This window comes from Ectothiorhodospira shaposhnikovii (assembly GCF_016584105.1).
In the GTDB taxonomy this organism is placed as follows: domain Bacteria; phylum Pseudomonadota; class Gammaproteobacteria; order Ectothiorhodospirales; family Ectothiorhodospiraceae; genus Ectothiorhodospira; species Ectothiorhodospira shaposhnikovii.
Genome location: NZ_NRSM01000016.1, coordinates 66,772 through 85,442 on the forward strand (window position 1 = coordinate 66,772; position 18,671 = coordinate 85,442).

28 protein-coding genes, 1 tRNA gene and 1 pseudogene are annotated in these 18,671 nt (G+C 58.9%); 16 read left to right on the forward strand and 14 right to left on the reverse strand.

The features are described 5' to 3' along the window. Position 1: 1 nt before the first annotated feature. A complete protein-coding gene (pgeF, locus tag CKO35_RS10570; protein ID WP_200175761.1) occupies positions 2-748 on the forward strand; it encodes a peptidoglycan editing factor PgeF in 747 nt (248 codons plus the stop codon). Here pgeF and CKO35_RS10575 read toward each other — a convergent pair. After that, positions 729-1,379, reverse strand: coding sequence for a lytic transglycosylase domain-containing protein (locus tag CKO35_RS10575; protein WP_200175763.1), 651 nt, complete (start codon positions 1,377-1,379; stop codon positions 729-731). The two genes, pgeF and CKO35_RS10575, sit on opposite strands and share 20 nt — an antisense overlap. Before the next feature lie 56 nt (positions 1,380-1,435). Here CKO35_RS10575 and CKO35_RS10580 point away from each other — a divergent pair, with 56 nt between their 5' ends. The 6 genes from CKO35_RS10580 (at position 1,436) to CKO35_RS10605 (ending at position 5,180) form a co-directional block, all read left to right on the forward strand. After that, positions 1,436-2,428 (forward strand): biotin--[acetyl-CoA-carboxylase] ligase, encoded by a 993-nt coding sequence (locus CKO35_RS10580; protein ID WP_200175765.1) that lies wholly within the window; start codon positions 1,436-1,438, stop codon positions 2,426-2,428. Beyond that, positions 2,425-3,180, forward strand: a complete 756-nt coding sequence (locus tag CKO35_RS10585; RefSeq protein WP_200175767.1) for a type III pantothenate kinase — start codon at positions 2,425-2,427, stop codon at positions 3,178-3,180. The genes CKO35_RS10580 and CKO35_RS10585 overlap by 4 nt, the downstream gene beginning before the upstream one ends. Beyond that, a complete protein-coding gene (locus CKO35_RS10590) occupies positions 3,180-3,875 on the forward strand; it encodes a hypothetical protein (RefSeq protein ID WP_200175769.1) in 696 nt (231 codons plus the stop codon). The genes CKO35_RS10585 and CKO35_RS10590 overlap by 1 nt, the downstream gene beginning before the upstream one ends. 60 nt (positions 3,876-3,935) lie before the next feature. After that, positions 3,936-4,011 (forward strand) — tRNA-Thr (locus CKO35_RS10595). Between the two features lie 576 nt (positions 4,012-4,587). Next, positions 4,588-4,833 (forward strand): AbrB/MazE/SpoVT family DNA-binding domain-containing protein, encoded by a 246-nt coding sequence (locus CKO35_RS10600; RefSeq protein WP_200175775.1) that lies wholly within the window; start codon positions 4,588-4,590, stop codon positions 4,831-4,833. Beyond that, the gene (locus CKO35_RS10605) at positions 4,833-5,180 is read left to right on the forward strand and encodes a type II toxin-antitoxin system PemK/MazF family toxin (protein ID WP_200175777.1); all 348 of its coding nucleotides are present in this window, start codon (positions 4,833-4,835) and stop codon (positions 5,178-5,180) included. The genes CKO35_RS10600 and CKO35_RS10605 overlap by 1 nt, the downstream gene beginning before the upstream one ends. 34 nt (positions 5,181-5,214) lie before the next feature. On the opposite strand, the gene CKO35_RS18225 is transcribed toward CKO35_RS10605, so the two are convergent. The 8 genes from CKO35_RS18225 to CKO35_RS10645 all read right to left on the reverse strand — a co-directional run bounded on the left by CKO35_RS18225 (position 5,215) and on the right by CKO35_RS10645 (position 11,734). Continuing rightward, positions 5,215-5,370, reverse strand: coding sequence for a type II toxin-antitoxin system RelE family toxin (locus CKO35_RS18225; protein WP_338031783.1), 156 nt, complete (start codon positions 5,368-5,370; stop codon positions 5,215-5,217). A 25-nt stretch (positions 5,371-5,395) separates the two neighbouring features. Beyond that, positions 5,396-5,797, reverse strand: a complete 402-nt coding sequence (gene vapC, locus CKO35_RS10615; protein ID WP_200175779.1) for a type II toxin-antitoxin system tRNA(fMet)-specific endonuclease VapC — start codon at positions 5,795-5,797, stop codon at positions 5,396-5,398. Next, positions 5,797-6,027 carry a type II toxin-antitoxin system VapB family antitoxin gene (gene vapB, locus CKO35_RS10620; RefSeq protein WP_200175781.1) on the reverse strand — a complete coding sequence of 77 codons (231 nt, stop codon included), beginning with the start codon at positions 6,025-6,027 and terminating at the stop codon, positions 5,797-5,799. The genes vapC and vapB overlap by 1 nt, the downstream gene beginning before the upstream one ends. A gap of 92 nt (positions 6,028-6,119) precedes the next feature. After that, positions 6,120-7,403: an AAA family ATPase gene (locus CKO35_RS10625; protein ID WP_200175787.1), complete on the reverse strand. Its 1,284-nt coding sequence runs from the start codon at positions 7,401-7,403 to the stop codon at positions 6,120-6,122. A gap of 468 nt (positions 7,404-7,871) precedes the next feature. Then, entirely contained in the window at positions 7,872-8,849 is a 978-nt protein-coding gene (locus tag CKO35_RS10630) for a tyrosine-type recombinase/integrase (RefSeq protein ID WP_200175789.1), read from the reverse strand. A 90-nt stretch (positions 8,850-8,939) separates the two neighbouring features. Next, positions 8,940-10,844: a MobH family relaxase gene (gene mobH / locus CKO35_RS10635; RefSeq protein WP_200175796.1), complete on the reverse strand. Its 1,905-nt coding sequence runs from the start codon at positions 10,842-10,844 to the stop codon at positions 8,940-8,942. 39 nt (positions 10,845-10,883) lie between these two features. Beyond that, a complete protein-coding gene (locus CKO35_RS10640) occupies positions 10,884-11,420 on the reverse strand; it encodes a hypothetical protein (protein WP_200175798.1) in 537 nt (178 codons plus the stop codon). Beyond that, positions 11,420-11,734, reverse strand: a complete 315-nt coding sequence (locus CKO35_RS10645) for a type II toxin-antitoxin system TacA family antitoxin (protein WP_200175799.1) — start codon at positions 11,732-11,734, stop codon at positions 11,420-11,422. The genes CKO35_RS10640 and CKO35_RS10645 overlap by 1 nt, the downstream gene beginning before the upstream one ends. 176 nt (positions 11,735-11,910) lie before the next feature. Between CKO35_RS10645 and relB the strand changes: the two genes are divergently transcribed. The 3 genes from relB to CKO35_RS10660 all read left to right on the forward strand — a co-directional run bounded on the left by relB (position 11,911) and on the right by CKO35_RS10660 (position 13,369). Beyond that, complete coding sequence (gene relB, locus CKO35_RS17975) at positions 11,911-12,138, forward strand: type II toxin-antitoxin system RelB family antitoxin (RefSeq protein WP_242467138.1); 228 nt, start codon at positions 11,911-11,913, stop codon at positions 12,136-12,138. Further along, on the forward strand, positions 12,122-12,394 hold the full coding sequence (locus CKO35_RS10655; protein ID WP_200175804.1) for a type II toxin-antitoxin system mRNA interferase toxin, RelE/StbE family: 273 nt from the start codon (positions 12,122-12,124) through the stop codon (positions 12,392-12,394). Before relB ends, CKO35_RS10655 begins: the two co-directional genes overlap by 17 nt. Positions 12,395-12,883: 489 nt before the next feature. Further along, a complete protein-coding gene (locus CKO35_RS10660; RefSeq protein WP_200175805.1) occupies positions 12,884-13,369 on the forward strand; it encodes a hypothetical protein in 486 nt (161 codons plus the stop codon). A gap of 208 nt (positions 13,370-13,577) precedes the next feature. Here the strand turns inward: CKO35_RS10660 and CKO35_RS10665 are convergent, their stop codons facing one another. Together CKO35_RS10665 and CKO35_RS10670 are read right to left on the reverse strand one after the other, a co-directional pair. Then, complete coding sequence (locus tag CKO35_RS10665; RefSeq protein WP_207143682.1) at positions 13,578-13,832, reverse strand: type II toxin-antitoxin system RelE/ParE family toxin; 255 nt, start codon at positions 13,830-13,832, stop codon at positions 13,578-13,580. Positions 13,833-13,858: 26 nt separating this feature from the next. After that, entirely contained in the window at positions 13,859-14,131 is a 273-nt protein-coding gene (locus tag CKO35_RS10670; protein ID WP_200175809.1) for a CopG family ribbon-helix-helix protein, read from the reverse strand. Positions 14,132-14,300: 169 nt separating this feature from the next. Between CKO35_RS10670 and CKO35_RS10675 the strand changes: the two genes are divergently transcribed. Beyond that, a complete protein-coding gene (locus CKO35_RS10675; RefSeq protein WP_200175811.1) occupies positions 14,301-14,888 on the forward strand; it encodes a recombinase family protein in 588 nt (195 codons plus the stop codon). 186 nt (positions 14,889-15,074) lie between these two features. Next, positions 15,075-15,296 (forward strand): hypothetical protein, encoded by a 222-nt coding sequence (locus tag CKO35_RS10680; protein WP_200175813.1) that lies wholly within the window; start codon positions 15,075-15,077, stop codon positions 15,294-15,296. A 66-nt stretch (positions 15,297-15,362) separates the two neighbouring features. Here the strand turns inward: CKO35_RS10680 and CKO35_RS10685 are convergent, their stop codons facing one another. Genes CKO35_RS10685 through CKO35_RS10695 form a run of 3 tightly spaced genes read right to left on the reverse strand, consistent with a single transcriptional unit; the run spans position 15,363 to position 16,183 of the window. Beyond that, entirely contained in the window at positions 15,363-15,530 is a 168-nt protein-coding gene (locus CKO35_RS10685) for a DUF4158 domain-containing protein (RefSeq protein ID WP_242467139.1), read from the reverse strand. A gap of 3 nt (positions 15,531-15,533) precedes the next feature. Continuing rightward, positions 15,534-15,944 (reverse strand): putative toxin-antitoxin system toxin component, PIN family, encoded by a 411-nt coding sequence (locus CKO35_RS10690; protein ID WP_200175815.1) that lies wholly within the window; start codon positions 15,942-15,944, stop codon positions 15,534-15,536. Then, positions 15,944-16,183 carry a ribbon-helix-helix domain-containing protein gene (locus CKO35_RS10695; RefSeq protein ID WP_200175817.1) on the reverse strand — a complete coding sequence of 80 codons (240 nt, stop codon included), beginning with the start codon at positions 16,181-16,183 and terminating at the stop codon, positions 15,944-15,946. The genes CKO35_RS10690 and CKO35_RS10695 overlap by 1 nt, the downstream gene beginning before the upstream one ends. A gap of 597 nt (positions 16,184-16,780) precedes the next feature. Between CKO35_RS10695 and CKO35_RS10700 the strand changes: the two genes are divergently transcribed. The 4 genes and pseudogenes from CKO35_RS10700 to brnA all read left to right on the forward strand — a co-directional run bounded on the left by CKO35_RS10700 (position 16,781) and on the right by brnA (position 18,451). Then, on the forward strand, positions 16,781-17,698 hold the full coding sequence (locus CKO35_RS10700) for an Rpn family recombination-promoting nuclease/putative transposase (RefSeq protein WP_200175819.1): 918 nt from the start codon (positions 16,781-16,783) through the stop codon (positions 17,696-17,698). Between the two features lie 17 nt (positions 17,699-17,715). Continuing rightward, a pseudogene (locus CKO35_RS10705) lies at positions 17,716-17,883 on the forward strand (HepT-like ribonuclease domain-containing protein); the annotation flags it as partial. A 57-nt stretch (positions 17,884-17,940) separates the two neighbouring features. Further along, a complete protein-coding gene (locus CKO35_RS10710; protein WP_200175821.1) occupies positions 17,941-18,204 on the forward strand; it encodes a BrnT family toxin in 264 nt (87 codons plus the stop codon). Beyond that, on the forward strand, positions 18,194-18,451 hold the full coding sequence (gene brnA, locus CKO35_RS10715) for a type II toxin-antitoxin system BrnA family antitoxin (protein WP_200175823.1): 258 nt from the start codon (positions 18,194-18,196) through the stop codon (positions 18,449-18,451). Before CKO35_RS10710 ends, brnA begins: the two co-directional genes overlap by 11 nt. Positions 18,452-18,671: the final 220 nt, after the last annotated feature.

Genomic DNA, 18,671 nt, shown 5'->3' on the forward strand with positions numbered 1-18,671 from the left:
CATGCAACGTAAACAGCCCGGATTGCTTCAACCCGACTGGGAGGTTCCTGCGCGTGTGCGCGCCGTGTCAACAACCCGGGAAGGTGGCGTCAGTCAGCCCCCCTTTGATGGTTTCAATCTCGGATTGGCCGGCGGTGATGATCCACGGGCAGTGATGCACAATCGCCGTCTATTGAGGGGGATGCTCGCATTGCCCCATGAGCCCCGCTGGCTCAGGCAAGTACATGGCATCCGGGTGGTGGAGGCCGCCCGTTGCCATGGCGAGACTGAAGCGGATGCGGCGGTGGCTTTTGATCCGGGGGTGGTCTGTGTGGTGATGACTGCTGATTGCCTGCCGGTGCTGTTCTGTGACCGGAACGGAACCCGCGTCGGTGCGGCCCACGCCGGTTGGCGGGGACTGGTTGCCGGTGTCCTGGAGGCCACGGTTGACGCGCTAGGCTGTGATCCTGGAGAGGTGATGGCCTGGATGGGGCCCTGCATCGGTCCGGCGGCCTTCGAGGTGGGCGATGAGGTGCGGGCCGCTTTTCTGGAGCAAGACCCCGGGGCCCATGACGCCTTTACCCCTTCACCTGCCGGTCGTTGGCTGGCGGATTTGCGGGGGCTGGCTCGGCGTCGACTGTCAGCCTGTGGACTCGGTGTGATTCGGGCAACGGATGATTGCACCTTCAGTGATGACCGCCGCTTCTACTCCTATCGTCGGGACGGGAATACCGGTCGAATGGCCAGTCTTATCTGGTTGAGGGACTGAGTGATATCCCGGAGTCGGCCCGTAAATGCTGGTACAGTTCCAGAACGCGAGTGACGTACTGGCGGGTTTCGGCGAAGGGGGGGATGCCCCCATGGCGTTCCACCGCTCCTGGGCCGGCATTATAGGCGGCAAGGGCCAGGGTTACATCATGGTCGAAACGCTCCAGCATTCGGGCAAAATAGGTGACTCCACCGCGGATATTTTCCTCGGCGTCGAAGGCGTTGGTGACTCCCAGTTCCCGGGCTGTGCCTGGCATCAGTTGCATCAGCCCCTGCGCGCCCACACGGGACACGGCGTTGCGGTCGAAACAGGATTCCACCATGATGATGGCCCTTATCATCTCCTCATCCACGCCATGGTGGCGGGCCTGATGACGAATGGTCACCATGTGGTCCATGGCCCTGCGGTCCATGATGGCGCGATTCACGCCATGGCAGGCATGGCGGGCGGTGGGGCGACCATAACGCCGGACAAACGTATAGTTTGGCCCCATGTCGCGTCGGTCGGTAAACCAGGTGGTGCCGTCACGGTCTTTATGTATATAGATCTCCGCACCAAGACCTGCGGGCAGACTCAGCAGGAGTGCCGACAGCGTAAATGACGCCAGTTTGCCCCATGGAGCAGGATGCATTGTTTTTGAACCTCCCAGCAAAGACCCTATGCATAACCCAAAACCCGGTTTAAAACATGTCTGGTACTGCATTTACCGATAATCGACCGGGTTTTCCGGATGGTCTGTTCAGGGCCCTGGCGCAAAGGGCGGTCTGGTCTCAGGCGGAGTTGGCAGCCTGTCTGGCCATTCCTGAACATGAGGTCATGGCCGGTCTGGACCGCCTGGAGTCACTGGGTGTTGCCTTGTTCAGAGCGGAGGGGCAGGCGGGGCTTCGGGAGCCGATTGAATTACTGGATGGGGCACGCATCAAGTCTGCCTGTGCCGGCAGTATTGACGGTATTGATCTCCATGTCCTTGAGCAAGTGGATTCCACCAGTAGCTGGCTGGAGCAGAAGCGTCGTCAGGGTGTGAGGCCTCCCCTGGCGTGTGTAGCCGAGGTCCAGTGGGCAGGGCGTGGACGCCGGGGGCGCCAATGGCTGATGCCGCCAGGCGCCGGTCTGGCGCTGTCCGTCCTTTGGGATATTCGTCACTGGCCGGCTCCTGACCCCACCATCACCCTTGCGACCGGGGTTGTGGTCCTGGGGGTGCTTGAGTCCCTGGGGGCCCGGGGGCTGAGTCTGAAATGGCCCAATGACATATTGGTCCACGGCCGCAAGTTGGGCGGCATACTGGTCGAGGGATATACCCACGGCGGAGTGGGGAGCGGTCTGATCCTGGGGTTGGGTCTTAATCTGCGTCTGCCCAAGGACTTGCCCATAGATCAGCCCTATGGTGATCTGCAGGATGCCGGTTTTGACACCACCGTGTCCCGCAACATTTTGGTCGCCAGGCTTCTTGAGGCCCTGAACCACATGCTGGTTACCTACCCTGAGCCCGGGTTTTCTTCCTATCATGACCATTGGCAGACCCATGACGCATGTGCCGGTCGGTCTGTGATGGTCCGTGGCGGCCGGACCCTGGAAGGCGTCGGATGCGGGGTGGATGCGGGAGGGCGTCTGCAGGTCCTGACCGCTGAAGGCATGGAGCTTGTGGAGGCAGGGGAGGTTACCTTGCGGGTCAGCCCATGAAACTGTTGCTGGATGGTGGCAACACCCGGGTCAAGTGGGTCTGCTGGGAAGGTGATGCCCCGGGTGCGTCCGGTGTTCTGATTCATGGTGGTAAAGACTGGTCTGATCTTCCCCGGCATCTCGCGCCATCTCTGGCGGTGTTCACGCCGGATACGATTTGGGTGGTGGAGGTACTTGGATCCGGTTTCCGTCAGGCTTGCCATCGGCTGTGTGAGTCTTTAGGTTGGCCCGCCCCCCGTTTTTTGTCGCCGGATCCTGAACGGCTCGGGATCCGCAGTGACTATCGCGAGCCTGCCCGTCTCGGGCTGGACCGCTACGCCGCCATGGCGGGAGCCAGGGCGCTGGGGCATGAAACCGCCATCATCGTGGACTGTGGCACGGCGGTGACTCTGGATCTGATGGTGCCGGCAGGATGTCATCGGGGCGGCTTGATCCTGCCGGGACTTGGACTCATGCGCCGCAGCCTGGGGTTGGCGCAGGGCGTGGCGGGAATGACCGAGGGAAGGGATGACCGCACTGTTGCGGTCTGTACCGAGGATGCGGTGTCTTCCGGAACTCTGCAGGGTCTGGCGGGAGCCATCGTTCATCTGAGTCGTCGTCTGCTGGAAGGCCTGGATGCTCAAAGCCCTTCGCCTGCCAGATTGCTCACCGGCGGAGATGCCCAGCGCATCCACCCTTTGCTGGATGAAGGCTGGCAAATTGAACCTTTCCTGGTGTTTCGGGGGTTGGCAGTTGTGGCGGACAAGTACTGATGCGCGGGCTGTTTTTCTTGTTGCTGGTGCTGAATCTGGTCTATCTGCTGTATGGGCTGGTATTGCACCGGCAGGATACGGGACACGAGATCGTCGTCATGCCGCGTCAGCTCGACGGTGTTCCTTTGCTGAAATTGCTGAATGACGAGCCATCGCCCGTGAATGTGGGCATGGACGGGGAATCGGGTGAAGGCAGGCTTTCTTGCGTCAGCCTGGGGCCGTTCAATTCCTCCCAGGAAACGGCTGCATTGCAGGCAGGGTTATCACGGGAGGGCGTGGCCTTCAGCTTGTTGCCCCTGACCGAATCAAGGCCCATTTCCTACTGGGTGGTCCTTGAGCCTTCGGGTGGCCGCGCAGGGGCCCGGGCTGCTGTCGGCACGCTGACGGCCCGAGGCATGAATGATCATTACATTATCTCCGATGGCCCATACCGGGATGGTCTTTCCCTTGGGCTGTTCTCGGAGCATGCCAGGGCCCTGACGAGGTTGGAGCAGGTTCGCGGGGTAGGGCTGGAGCCTGTCATCAAGACCCGCTACCGGGAGGTGCCCGTCTATTGGCTGGAGGTCGAGATGAATGCCGGGAGTCTTGCCGGTTTGTCCCTGCCGCTCCCGGCGGAAGTGGTCCTGGTGGAACGGCCCTGTACGGTAATGCCGGATGTCGGAGAAGAGGATGTTGGGGCCGACATGGGACGTTAGGTATATCCAAGCAGGGATGGTAGTGGTAAAGTATCGGGCCGATCCTGTCAATCGGTTAAAGCCGGCGTAGCTCAGTTGGTAGAGCAACTGACTTGTAATCAGTAGGTCGCGGGTTCGACTCCTGTCGCCGGCTCCATTTTCCCAGTTTTTCGACGGCCTCTCCGTCGATAGCAGCGCCAGGGACAGATCCGGGGGCTTTCCCGGTTCTCGGGAGGGGGGTGTGGATAGCGCCCCCCTCGCCTTTATCCAAGGCGATCAAATCCAAGCTGCCACAGAAAACGTTCGAGACTTGCGGATCAAGCTTCCCCTCTATCTACTCCATTTCCCGCCTGCGCGCAAATTTTTCCGGCCCAGCTGGCCCTAAATCGGCCGCAGTCTGCCCATCAGGTGTCGCAACTGAGACACATCAGTCTCAATGTAACCCAAAGTGACCCGGATGTCTGTGTGGTCAAAAGGGCTCCGTCGGCCGCTTGGCCCATTACGCCCTGACCTGCGCCGCTCAGGATCAGGTCTGCCGGGTCAGTGCCGAGCACCTGCAGACCGCCCTGGAGGAACTGCGACCATGAACCACCGGCACCTCATTCTCCCCCTGCCGGGCCACTGGATGCCGGAACAGGCGCTGGCCGTGTGGGAACCGCTGGAAATCATATGTCCTATTTTAATATAATATCAAGTTATCCTGGAATAGAACTGTGATTGAGAGGAGGCCTATATGCTTCAAACCCTGCGCAAAGCCGGTGGCTCGCTCGTGATGACGGTGCCCAAGGCTTTTATCGACCAGAACGGTCTGACCGAAGGCTCCCAGGTGGAGCTTAATCTCTTGGGCAAGAAGATGACTGTGGAAGCACCGACCCGCCCGCGTTACAAGCTGGCCGACCTGATGGCTGAGATGCCGCAAGGACTGCCGCGTGTCGAAGGCTGGGATGAAATGCCCTCGGCTGGACTGGAGAAGGGCTGATGGCGTACCTGCCAAACCGTGGTGACATCGTGCATCTCGATTTTGCCCCGTCTTCTGGTCGAGAGATGAAAGGCCCGCACTTCGGGCTTGTCCTGAGCGGTAAGGTCTTCAACCAGCAAGGGCTGGCAATGATTTGCCCGATTTCGCAGGGAACTGCCGCCGCTGCTCGTACCTATGGGACGGTGGTCACGCTGATGGGAGCTGGCACCGACACCCAAGGCGCAGTGCACTGCCACCAATTGAAGTCGCTGGACTGGCGGGCGCGGAATGCGCGCCTCAAGGAGGTGGTACCGCAATACATCGTTGATGAAGCCCTGGCCAGAATAGAGGCCATTTTATTTGAGTAGGACAAACCTTGAGTCACCGCAGGCCATCCATGCCCTACCGATAAACAGTGCTCCGGTGACCGACCCTCAACACTAGGATGCGGATCTCGTGATCCTCAATGCTCGGGGTAACCAGGTAATTGCCTACTCGATAGCACCACAACTCATCAAATGCCGCAGGTTCGGGAATAGGGTTCGGAACGGGAATCACGAACGCTTCCTTACTCGGTTTCCAATCAATTTACCCAGTTTGCCAAGCGTATGCCGGGCACGTTTTCAAACTGCTTTGTGTTGTTCGTAACAACAACCAAACCCTTTGAGCGGGCGTGGCCAGCGATCATTTCATCGTATGGCCCAATAGGTCGGCCTATTTTCCTAAGCTCTGCCCGAAGCTGCCCGGTATGCGTAGCCGCGCCATTGTCATAGGGCAGGACTTCAAGGCGAGCGGCAAACCCTTCTATGTCGCGTAAGTTTCGATCAACAGCCGCAGAAGCCTCCGCGCCGTATATCAGCTCCATCAGGGAGACGGCCGAAATACACATCTGGCCGTCATGCGCCTTAAAGGCCTCTCGAACCTCCTGTGGGCGATTCTTGATGGTATAAATGGCGATATTCGTGTCGAGCATGTACTTCAGCATCAAAGGGCCTCACGCTCTTGGTGGTCCGGCTGCTCACGATTTTCCATGAAATCGTCGGAAACGCCGGCGCCGTCGAACCAGGTATCCCATGACTCGCCAGCCGGAGTAATGATCCTGGCGCGGCCCTGGATAACAATGTCCACTTGCTTAACCGTCTCAGGGTAAGCTACGGACTTTGGGAGTCGTAATGCCTGACTTTTGTTGCTTTTGAAGATACTTGCTCGTTCCACCGCTTGCGCCTCTTAATGTATATCCAATGCGTATATCCTACTCTGATCCCGGTCAAGGGATATGTCAATGGTATAAGGGTTGGGAACGGGAATCACGAACGCTTCCTTCCTTGGAGAGCATGATTCTCCACCCATACGATCCAGCGCGGCCAGAAATGGTCACCTCCAGGCAGTGTACGTTCCAGCATCTTGTGTATGGCTGTTTTGCTGGCAAGGTGAGGAGGTAAATTATCCCGCTCATTTCGCATCCAGGCCTCCGCTGCTTCTATGGCTTCCTCCGCCTCCACAGAGCGGGCTTGTTGAAGGCCGAAAGCGTGGGATACCAACCAGTTGACCACATCTCCCTGTTTGGTCCAACTCTCCTGTTCAATCACTGCCTGGCCCTGGCTCAAGCCGATGGTGAAAATTGCGTCGGTTTCTGCATCGAATGTCGGTTCAGCCGAGGCAAGCACCAGGGGGGAGTGGGTTGCAACGATCAGTTGCACCGGCACTTTTTTTCCCGTCAGCGCCTGCATGACGCGCAGGAGGGCCGGTACGATGCGACGCTGCCATTGTGGATGAAGGTGGCATTCGATCTCGTCGATCAGAAAGATGATTTCTTTGGCGGCTCGACGCCCAGTCTGCTTGCAGGCCAGCTGGTGTTCGCGCCATGTCCACACCAGCAGATAGGCCAATGCGGCAATACGGCGCATTCCCGCCGAGGCATGAATCAGCGGCACATCCTGGCCGTATGGCATGCGCAATGAAGGGTAATCCGTCACATCAAGGCCGACACGCATGGGCTCGCCAGGTGTCAGTTTTTCGGTTCCCGAGGGCGACAAGGTGTCCAACACCTTCGTCAGGTCAGTGAAGGCGGGGTCCTGGGCCTTTTGCCAGAGCACCCAGTCATGAATCAGGCCGTTACAGTGGCGGATTCCTCCCCGCTCCATTCCCCTCCATACCTGCTCCGGCGTAAAGTTGAAGGCACTCAGACGCTCAAAGCCTTGCGCTTCCTTGGTATTCCAGTAGTTTCGTGCGGGGTCCCAGGCTGAGAAACTGCCATCCACTCCGGCGTAAATCACCACTCCCGGAATGGGGGGGCGCCCTTGTTTGACGGGCCAGATCTGTCCTGCCCGCTTGAAATAGCTTTTCTCCGAAAAATCACCGGGCGTTGATTTGCTGTAGGCATAGCCTACGCTCGGTCTTTTTGAATCCGGCCGGGGCATGGCGGACATATCTCTCGCCCAGGTGCGGGTGAGAACCCACCAGGCAATGTCCAGCAGGAAACTCTTGCCCAGTCCATTGTCCCCGGTGATGAAGTTGAGCCGCGAAGCAAACTCGACAGGGCCGAATACCTTGGCCGGCCCAACCCCCTTGAGGTGTAGTGATTTCAGCATGTTATGCCCCCGGGATTGTCAAGGGTGTTATTGCCTGAGACACCGTGTTCATGCTGTCTTATGGGTGCTTGTCTTGAGCTTCGCGCCCGAGGTTCAAGTCCACATGAAGTCATGGAGACAACCATGTTTTGGTGGAGGCTCCGCCGTTCCTGCCGGTGTGCCCTTGAGTGCTCATGGCAAGGTATTTCAGACGCGGGAGGAATGCCGGGAACGGGATTTCAGGGTATTCCGGTACCCGGCCTCTGAGGCCAGGATGTGATATCACTGATGAGACTCTGATGCCAGGGTCGGTAGGGTGGCACAAGTTCACGCGCCAATTCCTCTAACCTGTTTTGATAGGGTACCGCCGCTATCTACCCCATTTTCCCTTGGAGCGCAAATCCTTCTGCCCCGATTTGAAGGGCTATCGCAACTGGTCTTGGCATGGTATGAAGCGGGAGCATCTGCGATAGCCCGCACCGAGAGTCCCTAAATCGGCCGCAGTCTGCCCATCAGGTGTCGCAACTGAGACACATCAGTCTCAATGTACCCCAAAGTGACCCGGATGTCTGTGTGGCCAAGAAGGCTCTGGACACCTTTGATGTCGGGGTTTTCGCCGCGCATCAGCTCGGTGGCCAGGGTGTGCCGCATGCGGTGACTGGAGATGCGCACCCCGGAATGTTCCGAAAGCCGCCTGAAGAAGCCGGACAGCTGGGCCTCGGTCATCAGGCCGTGTTTGTAGCGGGGGTGGAACAGGCTGATCTGGAACACCTGGCGCCCCAAGATATCTTCCTGGGATTGATTGCCGGAGTGCGCGAGGGTGTGGCGCAGAACCTCTTCGAGGTCGGCCACCAGTTCATCGGCCATGGGAATCTGCCATTCCCTGTGAGTTTTGCTGCCGCTGGCACGAAGATGGATGACGCGCGTTGTCAGGTCGATATCCTGCCAGTTCAGATTCACCAGTTGGCGGCGCCGGATGCCGGTGTAATAGAGTGTCTTGATGGCGGCGCGCCAGAACCAGTGAGGGAACAGCAATCCGGGGTTGCTGTGGCTTTCCTCCGTGTGCTGGTCCAGGAGTTTGATGAGGTTGGTGAGTTCCTGGGGGGCGATGGTGCGTTTTTTCTTCCTGGTGGAGGGCGCCGAACGTACCCGTTTGAGAGGATTCTGGGGCAGCACTCCCAGCATCACCGCGTAGTTGAACAGGGCGCTCAGGTGTCTGCGGTAATTATTCCAGGTGGCGGGGCTGGCCCGCTCCAGAACCGTGGTGCGCCATGCCGCCAACTTTTCGGGTGTGACCTCGGTCAGGCTGATATCCAAGCCATCGAAGCACTCCCGGGTCATCATGGCGACCACGCTCCGGTAGTTGTGGACGCTGGCCGGTCTGAGCAGGTTTTCGCTGAGATATTGGTTCAGCAGTTCGTGAATGCTGGAGATTGGGACGATGTCTGTCCGTTGTGACTTCTCCACAGGGCTTCTCCTTGTTGTTCCCATAGCCTTGGACGAACGATCAAGTCTACGGGTGCTGGAAATGCCCTGGTCCTCCGAGTATAGGCCGGTTTACGGCGTTTGGCGGCCAGTCGGTTTCAGATGGGGGTTGGGTTGTGGTAGAGAAGCCTGTTCGCCGAACACCCGTCGGATATCCGGTAGCAGGATGCCCTTGATCGTCGAGCTGCGCCGCTCTCCGGTAACCATATACCGGTGGATGTTGGTGCCGTCATCCTGCCTGGCGTGGAGCTTGAGCTTCATGAAACGCTTCTGTACATGCTCCCATCCGCCCTCCACGTTTACCTGGGCGGCGTAGTCCCTGAAAATGCCGGGACTGACCAGCAGCAGGCCCTCTTCGACCACGTGCAACCGGGCTGCGGTGTTGTTGACCTCCAGCCGGCGCTGGGCCACTTCGGCCTTCAGCCAGGTCAGGAATCGTCGGCCTTCGTCTGACGGTGTGCCGTCGCTGGGGAGCGCAAGCGGCTCAGACACGGAATCAGTGGGTTCTAGCATGGTTTGTGGAGTCGCCGCCGACGGTGAAGGCGATGCAGTTGCAGGGACTGGTAAGGCGGTTTCGGGTTCAGTCTGGCAGGGTGGCATCGGCAGGTCTTCAAAGAGCGGGTCATCCAGGAGGGGGATTTTTTCCCGGGGTACCTGGTTGCCCGTCGAATCCATGTGGCGATGTGATGCCACCTTGTCGAGGAGCGTTTCTGCCGGGGCTTCATGGTGGGTGATGTCCCTGAAAGGCGCGTCCCCATGAGAGTTGTCCGAGCCACTTCCGTCATCGGCGTCGGGGGTGACGGAGCCTTCAAATGGCGTGGGTCTGGTGTCGACACTCGGCCAGACCCGCTGAGCGGGGATGCGGATCAGCGTCAATCCATGAGACCAGCCATCACCGGCCACGGTGGCCCGCCAGATGGCCCGGTCTCCGCAAGGTTCCAGGACACCATGCTCCTGGAGCGTGTCATAGATGCGGTCATTGGAGGAGGGGATGCCGGCATGCCCCTCTGCCCCCAGATGGGCGCGCAGGGCATCCACGGCGCGCTTGGACACCAGCCAGAGGTCATCACCCACCAGCCAACCGGCGGCGCCGTTGCGGTTGAGTGGTAGTTCCCCCTGATCCAACAGGTATCGCAATCCGATCAGCAGCCGCTCCCACAGAGGCTTGGTCCGGCTGGCGACGGGGCGCGCCGTATCGCCAGCCCCCAGGTTTCGGGCCACGGACAGGCCATCGGCCTGCTGGATGATCTCTCCCAGAGCACCGGCGTCGTCCATGTCACCCGAGAGGGTGGCGAGCCAGGCGGCGAACAGCACCTGGTCCGAGGCCAGCCAGGCAATGCCTCGGGCGGGGATAATCTGGTGTGCCAGAAGTGGTGCTGCCCGCTCATGGAATCGGTGTCTGCGGCCGCGGCGAAACTCGATGCTGTAATGCCGGCAGCCATCGACTGCGGTCATGGGGCCGATCCATGGCTCCCAGTGGCCCAGGCTACGGCCCTGGCCGTCGTACAACGACACCTGCTGATCGACGGCGGGTTTGCCGATATCGTGCAATAAAGCCGCAGTGGCCACGGCATAGGTCCAGGCATCCTGGCATTGGGCGATGCGTTCCGCCGTGGCACCCACGGGCAACAGTCGTCCCCGACGGATCAAGAGCGCCTGTAGCAGTACATCCAGACCGTGGTCAAGCATACCCCCTAGTCCGGCATGGTGATGGGCCTCTGAGGCCGGGAGACATTGCACATGGGCTGCATAGCGGTGGATGGCCGCCATCACCAGGGCCTGGTAATGCCTGGCCGGCAGGGCGGTCAGGGCGGAGATCTGGGTCAGCAGAGCCTGTCGGTGGGATGGCTGGAGCAGGGCAGTGCTGTCCTGGACGGGAATGAGCTGGCTCCCCGTCACTTCAGGGGTATTGGAGGTGCTGCCGCCGGGTTGTGGGCGGCCCAGGGATCGGCTGAACCAGGATCTCAGGGTGTTCATGGAGGGAATGGTAAAGCCCGGCCCAAGGGGCCACCATGGTTATTGGTCTATCCATGTCGTGCCGGTTTTCGGGGGGTGTTTATTCCTGTTCGGTGAGGCGCTGTCAGCGGTGGTGAAGGCAGCGACCGAAAGCCAAAGCCTACGTACAACTGCTGTCGCCGTGCCACGGCTTCGGGGTTGCCGCAGTCGAGGATATCCAGCAGCACCATCGCAGTGCCGATCCGTTGTGAGGCCTGGTAGGCCCCGCCCAAGGCGTCGGCTGCCGATGCCTTGCCCCTGAGAGTGCTCTGCGACACCGATCATGCCGATGAATGCCGCCGGCAGAGTGCCGTCGGCTAGGGCGACACGCCGATAACATTTGGGCAGGTCACCGCCCCGCACGCTATGCGCATTAATCGAGTAGAAGCCAAGGATCTCCTCGGGACGCTGAGGGTCCACCATGACGAAGACCCGCGCGGTGCCGGCCTTCATCAGGCGACTTGCCGTCTCCTTCAGGTAGCGATCTACCTGGGGGACACCCGACGTAAACGCCGCACGATCCTGTTTGGATTTGTCGAGCGGCTCGATGATGACCATCAGTGCTTCTCAACCGTCTCCCGGTGGTGAGCGAAGGCCGCGCGCAGCCGGTCGGTCGGTGCTGGCGGGTTTTTCAGGGCATTAAAGAAGGCTTGGTGATCAGCGGTCGTCAGCTGGGTCACTTCATGGGCCTGGATGGTCGCTAGGGCGCGTTCGTAGGCTGCGGCCAGTACAAAGGACGACATGTCCTGTCCGGACAGTGCGGCCGCGCGCTCGATCGCCTGCTTGATGCGTGGTGCGGTACGGAAGGCGAAGCGCTCGGTATTGCGCTCATGGCTGTGGTTCGCATCATCGTGGGGGAAGGTCGTCGGCATGTGGGCCTCCTGGGTGCGTGAGTGACCAAGTCATGCCTGTACATTTCTACGGCCGCAAGGTGGCAGGGCGAGCGCGATGCCGTCAGGACAGCCCATCCCAAATCGAGATCATATCTCCAGCTTTGGCTGGTATACTACCATCTGGTATACACGCATCCCATTTGGAGGCGCCTGAATTGAGCAAGCAAACGGCGGTAAGAATCCCGGATGAGACCTATGAGCGGCTGAAGGTGCTTGCGGCCAGAACGGGTCGCACGACCACCTACTACATCCGTGAGGCCATCGAGGAGCACCTGGACGATTTGGAAGATGTATATCTTGCCGAACAGACTCTGGAGCGGATTCGTCGCGGTGAGGAAACCGTGATCAGTGCCGAGGACTTCTGGCGTGACCTGGAGGATTGAATATGCCAGTTCGGTCCAGAAAGAGGTACGAAAAATGGATCCCCAGATTCGCAAGAGAATACGTTCCTACCTCGAACATCGAGTTGCGAGTCTTGAAGATCCACGCCAGTTGGGAAAGCCCCTGACGGGGCATTTGTCAGAACTATGGAGATATCGGGTCGGCAATTACCGTGTGATCTGCGAGGTGCGCGACTCCACACTGGTGGTTTTGGTTGTGCGGATCGCCCATCGCAAGGAAGTTTACGTAGGGTCATAAGAACATGGCCAGTGTAGTGGCACTATTCTTCCCCGCCTTGAACGGCGGGGATTGCCGCGTACTGGGTCAGGTCAAATGTTCAAGGATCTGTTTGCTCAGGACTGAAAGGGCGGGTGGCATTCAGGCGCCATTTCCTTGCTATGAGGGGGGGATTCCTCAAGCAGGCTCAAACTTTATATAACAGTCATGCCCCCGAAAAAACGTCGGAATGGCCGCCCTTGACGATGACGCTTGGGATAGGTTGAATTAGCGCTTTGGTGGACGCTCATATGGAGTTGATATTTGTCGGTAAACTCTTGGCTGTACATCGACGCGGATAATCAGCCTTCCTCGCTTGCACCCTCCGCCGTCCGCTTTCTTGAAAGCATTGGGCGACCGGCAGAGCGCGCCGTGATCGCAGGGAATGGTGCCGGACGGCGCGTGACGGACTGGGTAACGTCTCTGCGCGATACCTGCCCCGGGGTGGAAATCCTTCCTCGGATTGCGCCCATGCGAAAGCAATCCGCAGATGCCATCCTTCTGTTTGAGATGGCCCAGTTCTATCGGATACCGACGGATGACAGGCCACTGATCTTGATCCTGTCCCGTGATGATTTGCTGATGGCGGCCGCTGAACTGCTGGCGGCAAGGGGGCATTCCGTACTGGTTGCCCTCAGTGCCGCCATGCCGTCTCCGGTCACAACGGTTCCCGTGGTGATTCTGTTTGTTGAGACCCAGAAGACACCACCGATGACTTCTGATGCTAACGTCATCGATTCCACCGTGCTGCAAAAAGCCACCTGCGCCATTCGCCATCATCTTGGTTCCCACGGCCAAAAAACAGGTTATCTGGCGGCGGCGGTGGGGCAAGTTCTGGCCGATCTCGGCCATGACAAAGCCATGCGGACGCGGATTCTAGGTGCCATTGCGGAAGTGAGAACCGATGACGCGGGTGTACGGCGGGTATGGTTGATGGGCGGGGACAATTCGGGTTAAAGACGCAGGGCCTTTTCCCCTTTCGCAGGCACCCGGTGCCTGCGCGGCCCTTTGGGGTAGGCCCCTTCCCATTCAACAACCCTTCCATTCCAGCCCTTTGTCCCTTTGGGCCATTTTTTTGATATGCACAAAGCGCCACGAGAGGTCGGAATTACTCAGAAGTCGAGTGCACAAAGCAACGAAGCCAGAACCGCCGAAAATCCGGTGATCAGTAGCCCGCCTCTTTCTGGTGTCGGAAGGCCAGAACATATACCGCATCGTCGGTCGGTTCGTGGCGGTACAAAGCCGCATAGCCGGAATCCCCGAAGGCAATCAATAGCTCGCGCAGCTCGGGCATTTCAGGGAACGGCCGGCCAATGTCGGGGGCCGTTTCCAACAGCAGGAATTGCCGCTCGATGGCCTGGCCGGCACGCCTGGTGGCGTCCGGTGCCTTGACGGCCAGGAACCGCCGGCATCGTTCCAAGCCTTCCGCCGCGCCTTCGGTGACGATTACTTGTGGCACTCAGGCGCCGCACTTTCGTCATTGGTGCCCCAAGTGTTCAACCAAGAGCGAACTTCCTGGCCGGTCAGGTGGCGGCCGGTCTCCTTGTAGGCCGCCCAGGACGCCAAGGCTTCCTGCTTGAAGCTCTCGCGGGCTTCCTCGCGCTCGACGTACTGCCGGATCGCTTCGAGCATGATCCAGTGAGGCGAGCGGCGGCGCTGGCTGGCGAGGTGTTGGACGCGGCCTTTGAGCGCATCGTCGATCTTGATCGATGTTGCCATTGCCGTTCTCCTATCACTTAGTAATACCTAGTGATAACTTAGTCCTTCTGGTTCTGTCCGTCAAACGACCATTAGCCGGTCATACCGGACATTGGCCGTTAATTACCTTGAGAGACGGGTTTCCGGACATTAAGATAGGCGGACGGATTAACGGACAAAGACGAGTCCTATGGCGCTCATTGGTTATGCGCGGGTATCAACATCGGAGCAGGATACTGCCTTGCAGACGGATGCGCTGCTCAAGGCCGGCTGTGACCGGATTTTCGACGACACTGTTTCGGGTGCCAAGATTGAACGTCCCGGTTTGGCCGCGGCCCTGGCGTACCTGCGCGAAGGGGACGTGCTGGTCGTATGGCGGCTGGATCGGCTGGGGCGTTCCCTTCCGCATCTGATCGAGGTGATTGGCGCACTGGAAGCAAGGAGCGTCGGGTTTCGCTCGCTCACCGAAAGCATCGACACCACCACGCCTGGCGGGCGGCTCATCTTTCATGTGTTCGGCGCCTTGGGTCAATTCGAGCGTGACCTGATCCGCGACCGAACAAGGGCGGGACTGGCTGCCGCCGCCGCTCGTGGCCGCAAAGGCGGGCGCAAACCCGTTGTCAGCGACGAGAAGTTGCAGCGGGCACGGCAGTACATCGCGGCGGGATTAAACGTCCGTGAGGCGGCCGCCCGCCTCAAGATTGGGAAAACGGCTTTGTATGCCGCCTTGAAAGCTGACAAGCCGGTGATTCAAGGCAGCGATGCAAGCGACTCCTGACAGTTAGTGCAATCGTCATCTTGAAAAATGACACGAAGGGTCACTGCGCTTCTGGCGTCGCTGGTATCCACAGATCGGGTGGATAAGCCTGTGGAAAAGATCTGAGTCAGACCGGCTTTGGCGGATGAACTCTAGGTTTTGAAACAGACTGGACGTTTTTTGATCAGGCTCTTGGAGGGCGAGGTGATGATCAGACGCTGGTACAACCCGGGCAATGCGCGGTACTACCTGGTTCACCTGCAGCAGGACCTGCTGGGTGACTGGGTGCTTTCCACGTGCTGGGGCGGCAGCACGTCAAAGCAGGGTGCGGTCAAATCGATCCCTGTGTCCAGTCAGGAGGCAGGGCTGGCGGAAATTGAGCGGATTGCCAGGCGTCGGCGGCAGCATGGGTACCTTGAGTCACCCTGACCAAATGAACCTCAACTGGCATGGCGGTGGGCTTGTCCGGGAAAACGCCCACGAAACGAACCGAGGTCAGCGAACGGCATAGCCCAGACGGTTATGGTTGCCCCGGAGCGTTTGTATGACCTCACGGTCTTCATCGCTCAGGTGGAAAAAGCGCTCCAGCTCTTCACGTCTGGGTGCCTCAACATCAAGACCAAAGCCATCGCGCTGCTCCTGCGTCAGGAACCCGACCGGCATCGATCACAGCACCTCGGCGCAGAATTGGGCAGGCGTGACAATCCGCGTACGCCCGATGTGGCTCCGTTGCAACAGGCCGGCGCAGCGATCCCCGGTCACCAGATAGTCTGCCTCGCCTTCGACGGCCATGGCCAGCAAAAAGGCATCGTCGGGATCGTCGGCTTCGTCATCGATGCTCAGCCGATCCAGAACTATGGTCCTTTGCAGGTTGTTGATCATGGTGCCAACTTTGGCGGGCTGAAGAATGGCTTGGAGTTTGGGGTAGCGGCTGGCCCGGCGGATTTCATCGAGTTGCATGCGCGAGGTGATCACCTCGAAGCGTGCTGCCCGCCAGGCACGATAGATCGCATCGGGCGCGCCGTGGGGCGAAATCAGGGCACTGAACAGGATGTTGCTATCCAACACGACCCGCATCAGCGCTTACGCGCCCAAGCTAGCGCCTCGTCAATCGCGTCCGCCACCTCTGTCTCACTCAGTTGGGCGTTGACGGTCTTGGCCTGTTCGGCACTCAGTTCCAGGATGTGGGCGCGCACCGCTTCCTCAATAAAGCGTGACAGGTCGCCTTTCCGGCCACCGCCCTGGCTGGCCAGAAAAATGCGCAGCGACTGGTCGGTGTCGGCCGAAACGGCGACGTTCCAGCGAACGGTTTCCATGATGATCTCCGGAAATGGGTGTTTATGTGTTTATACGCCGACCTTTTCGGTGTGGCAATGGTTCGATAAAACGAGGGTTTTACCGAAATCTAACAAGAAAGCCGCGACCTTCACCGCCCATCGCTCCCCAAACCCCAGGATCAGGATACGTGTTTTCCTTGAAGGGCTTCGAGGGGCATGGGTAAGCTGACGATACGGACATGACCAGAGAGTACAGGAGACATCTGGATGCTGGGTCTCAAGGAGTTCAGGAAGAAGGTCAGGGTGTTTGCGGACACTGTGTGTGGGCCCCACATGCGCTCCCATCGTGTTGAATGGGATCTGGAGGCGGGTCGGCTGCGGGCGGTGGTTCGATGTGAGGACTGCCAGGGCATCCGGTGGGACATACCTCTGGAAGCTGCGCCAAACCCTTCCGATGGTTTACGGATCGCCTTATCGAAAGACCACTGCTTGGTGGAGGCCTCGGAAGTGGGGTTTTATCGGTTTGTCTGGTACAACAGCCGGGATTCTGAGGCGGAGTACAGGCGGGCAGGTGCCTGTCTGCGCACTGGAAGTGAAGGATGAATCCTGCGTCACATAACCGACTCGGACTGCGACATGACTTCGTTGCTGGACCCCAAAAATGACTATGTCTTCAAGCGCCTCTTTGCCGAGGCGCCAGATCTGCTGCTGGCGTTGATCAATGATCTGCGTCCGGATCTGCCCGACATCACCGCCGTCGAGGTGCTCAATCCCAATATCGAGCCTGCCGAACTGGCCGGCAAGTACATCATTCTGGACGTGTTGGCTCGGGATGCCGCGGGCAATCTGTATAACATCGAGATCCAGGTACGTCGCTATGGGGCCTGGAATCAGCGCGGTTTGTATTACCTGGCCCGGAGCCTGAGTTTGCAACTGGAGGCCGGGCAGGATTACCGCAACCTGAAGGCGGCGGTAGGGATTCATCTGCTGGATTTTGATCTGTTCACCGATACGCCGGCACACAGGAACCAGGCGGTGTGGCGGTTTGAGATGCGGGATGAGCGTCAGCCGGAAGTCAGTCTCGGGAACATCCTGCAGATGAATCTGATCGAACTGAGAAAGGCCGATCAGTTGCAGTTGTCGCCGGGTCCGATGGCGGCCTGGGTAACGTTTTTCGAGCATTGGCAGGAGGACTTGAAGATGGCCGATATTTCCCATGCCCCTGTGCAGCAGGCAATGAGCCGCATCCGTCAGTTGAGTGCGGACGAAGAGGCTCGCCGGTTGGCCTTTGTGCGGGAACGTGCCTTGCGGGATGAGGTGTCGTTTCTGAATGAGGCCAGGGACGAAGGGCGGCAGGAAGGGCGGCAGGAGGGGCGGCAGGAGGGGCGGCAGGAAGGGGAGGTACTGCTGTTGAGCCGCCTGATCCGGCAGAAATTCGGTGAAATGCCCGACTGGGCAACCACCAGGTTGCGGTCTGCCACCCCGGAGCAACTGGAGATCTGGACCGATCGTCTCCTGGAGGCCGAGAGCCTGGAGGGGCTGCTACAGGACTGATCCCGGTGCCGGTGGCCCTGGCCGACAAACGCACCCAGCAGTCCGTCATCATGAGCCTCATCATCATCGGCGAGGCAGCCACGAAGGTGATGGACGGCTATGCCGAGTTCACGCAAGCGCATGCCGAAGTGCCGTGGCGCAGCATGCGAAATCGCATGGCCCACGGCTACTTCGACATCAACCTCCAGCCCTACCTCAGTACATGATTGCAAGGCCTGCCGAAAAGGTATAATTTATATACCATGAGCCGATTTGAATACGACCCTTCTAAAAGCCAGGCGAACCTAGAGAAGCACGGCATTAACTTTGATGATGCTCAGGAGCTTTGGCAGGACCCAAACGTGGTGGAAATTGACGCCAAACCAATGGACGAACCTAGAACGCTGGTCATTGGGGCAATAAACGCCAAGGTTTGGTCCGCAGTGATCACTTACCGAAAGGGTGCTATTCGTATCATTTCGGTCAGGAGGGCACGAAAATCAGAGGTAGCACTGTATGAAAGCTGAAGAGTTCGATAAAACTTTCGATGACGATAAAGAAGATCTTTTAGAATGTCTTGATCTAAGCACCGCAAAGCGCCCGAATCAGGTGCAGAAACGGGTCAATGTAGACTTTCCTACTTGGATGATTGAGTCGCTTGACCGGGAAGCGAGTCGTTTGGGTGTCACTAGGCAGTCAATTATAAAAGTGTGGTTGGCTGAGCGCCTGGAGGAAACGGCTGCCAACAAAGCATTTCAGCGAACGAGCCGCTGAATGCGGCCGTTTGCACTACAGGAGATAGCAGCTGGTTGGGACGTAGACAAGGATGAAGGCTATACGAGCAATCCAGACAAAGCAGCAAAAGCATTTTTAGGGTAACCGGAATATCTGGTTGATCTCTACCTTGGCGTTCATTCACAAATTTCACTTTCTCAACGGAAAAGCTGGTTGTTTTGTTGCCTCCTAACCATATATCACATAATATCCACCTGTG

Bases quoted from the DNA above. Each gene is read 5' to 3' on its own strand.
- CKO35_RS10605 (WP_200175777.1), top strand. From the start codon at position 4,833: ATGGCGTACCTGCCAAACCGTGGTGACATCGTGCATCTCGATTTTGCC.
- CKO35_RS10590 (WP_200175769.1), top strand. From the start codon at position 3,180: ATGCGCGGGCTGTTTTTCTTGTTGCTGGTGCTGAATCTGGTCTATCTG.
- CKO35_RS10575 (WP_200175763.1), bottom strand. From the start codon at position 1,379: ATGCATCCTGCTCCATGGGGCAAACTGGCGTCATTTACGCTGTCGGCA.
- CKO35_RS10660 (WP_200175805.1), top strand. From the start codon at position 12,884: ATGCGAAAGCAATCCGCAGATGCCATCCTTCTGTTTGAGATGGCCCAG.
- mobH (WP_200175796.1), bottom strand. From the start codon at position 10,844: ATGAACACCCTGAGATCCTGGTTCAGCCGATCCCTGGGCCGCCCACAA.
- pgeF (WP_200175761.1), top strand. From the start codon at position 2: ATGCAACGTAAACAGCCCGGATTGCTTCAACCCGACTGGGAGGTTCCT.
- CKO35_RS10710 (WP_200175821.1), top strand. From the start codon at position 17,941: ATGAGCCGATTTGAATACGACCCTTCTAAAAGCCAGGCGAACCTAGAG.
- CKO35_RS10585 (WP_200175767.1), top strand. From the start codon at position 2,425: ATGAAACTGTTGCTGGATGGTGGCAACACCCGGGTCAAGTGGGTCTGC.
- CKO35_RS10640 (WP_200175798.1), bottom strand. From the start codon at position 11,420: ATGGTCATCATCGAGCCGCTCGACAAATCCAAACAGGATCGTGCGGCG.
- vapC (WP_200175779.1), bottom strand. From the start codon at position 5,797: ATGCTGAAGTACATGCTCGACACGAATATCGCCATTTATACCATCAAG.
- CKO35_RS10645 (WP_200175799.1), bottom strand. From the start codon at position 11,734: ATGCCGACGACCTTCCCCCACGATGATGCGAACCACAGCCATGAGCGC.
- CKO35_RS10695 (WP_200175817.1), bottom strand. From the start codon at position 16,183: ATGGAAACCGTTCGCTGGAACGTCGCCGTTTCGGCCGACACCGACCAG.
- CKO35_RS10625 (WP_200175787.1), bottom strand. From the start codon at position 7,403: ATGCTGAAATCACTACACCTCAAGGGGGTTGGGCCGGCCAAGGTATTC.
- CKO35_RS10675 (WP_200175811.1), top strand. From the start codon at position 14,301: ATGGCGCTCATTGGTTATGCGCGGGTATCAACATCGGAGCAGGATACT.
- CKO35_RS10600 (WP_200175775.1), top strand. From the start codon at position 4,588: ATGCTTCAAACCCTGCGCAAAGCCGGTGGCTCGCTCGTGATGACGGTG.
- brnA (WP_200175823.1), top strand. From the start codon at position 18,194: ATGAAAGCTGAAGAGTTCGATAAAACTTTCGATGACGATAAAGAAGAT.
- CKO35_RS10700 (WP_200175819.1), top strand. From the start codon at position 16,781: ATGACTTCGTTGCTGGACCCCAAAAATGACTATGTCTTCAAGCGCCTC.
- CKO35_RS10670 (WP_200175809.1), bottom strand. From the start codon at position 14,131: ATGGCAACATCGATCAAGATCGACGATGCGCTCAAAGGCCGCGTCCAA.
- CKO35_RS10690 (WP_200175815.1), bottom strand. From the start codon at position 15,944: ATGCGGGTCGTGTTGGATAGCAACATCCTGTTCAGTGCCCTGATTTCG.
- CKO35_RS10685 (WP_242467139.1), bottom strand. From the start codon at position 15,530: ATGCCGGTCGGGTTCCTGACGCAGGAGCAGCGCGATGGCTTTGGTCTT.
- CKO35_RS10680 (WP_200175813.1), top strand. From the start codon at position 15,075: ATGATCAGACGCTGGTACAACCCGGGCAATGCGCGGTACTACCTGGTT.
- CKO35_RS10580 (WP_200175765.1), top strand. From the start codon at position 1,436: ATGTCTGGTACTGCATTTACCGATAATCGACCGGGTTTTCCGGATGGT.